This window comes from Exiguobacterium sp. A1_3_1 (assembly GCF_048985645.1).
Lineage (GTDB): Bacteria > Bacillota > Bacilli > Exiguobacteriales > Exiguobacteriaceae > Exiguobacterium_A > Exiguobacterium_A indicum.
Window position 1 is genome coordinate 1 of sequence record NZ_WBYY01000325.1, and the last position, 828, is coordinate 828.

The window sequence follows — 828 nt, forward strand, 5'->3', positions numbered from 1 at the left end:
GGCTTGTGTCTCGCCTGAGGAAAGGGCGTGAAAAGGTGTGTCATTTTTTGAGTCAGTTCATTTGTCTACAATCTGAAAGGATTTCTCTTCGAGGAAATCCTTTTTTTGTTGCATACGAAAAAATATAGTACGCTTACATAGGAAAAGGGGGAGAAAAAGTTGATTCGTTGTATACTGATCGATGCGAATGACACAATCATTTTGACCGATGATGTAAGTCGGATACAGGAGTCAGGCATCACACGTTATTTCGTTGATTTCGATCAACCGACAGACGCAGAGAAGCAAAAATTGATTGAGGTCTTTGATTTTCATCCACTGGCGATTGAAGATTGTTTTCATTACTTGCAACGCCCAAAGCTTGAATATTATACAGAACATAGCTTTTTTGTCCTTCATGCGCTCGATGAAGGAACGTTGACGAGTCGTGAAATCAATTTGTTCGCAAGTGATCGGCATCTCGTTAGCTACCATGAGCAATCTTCACCAGAAATTGATATCGTGTTTGAACAGTGTAGCCAACGCCTCGACAAACAAGAAACAGTCGACCTCGTACATAAAATCATGGATAAGATCGTCGACGGGTATTTTCCGATCGTTCATGCAACGGAAGATGAATTGTTTGCGCTTGAGGAACGCTACCGAACGCGTGGCAATGATCGTCGGTTGATGGAGGAGATTTTCGAACTACGCGCGCGGTTACTTCGAATCTCGCGGACGGTCATGCCGATGCGGGACTTACTGTATCGTGTCGTCGAATCGAAGCGGTTATCGATTCATCCAAAGAAACAGGCATTCTTTCGCGATTTGTACGATCACTTACTGAAG

At 43.5% G+C, this 828-nt stretch carries 1 protein-coding gene; it reads left to right on the forward strand.

All coding sequences use genetic code 11. The annotated features are described in order from the left end of the window. Window positions 1-159: 159 nt before the first annotated feature. A partial coding sequence (locus F8N00_RS18180) for a CorA family divalent cation transporter (protein ID WP_421018769.1) occupies window positions 160-828 on the forward strand: 669 nt, incomplete at its 3' end.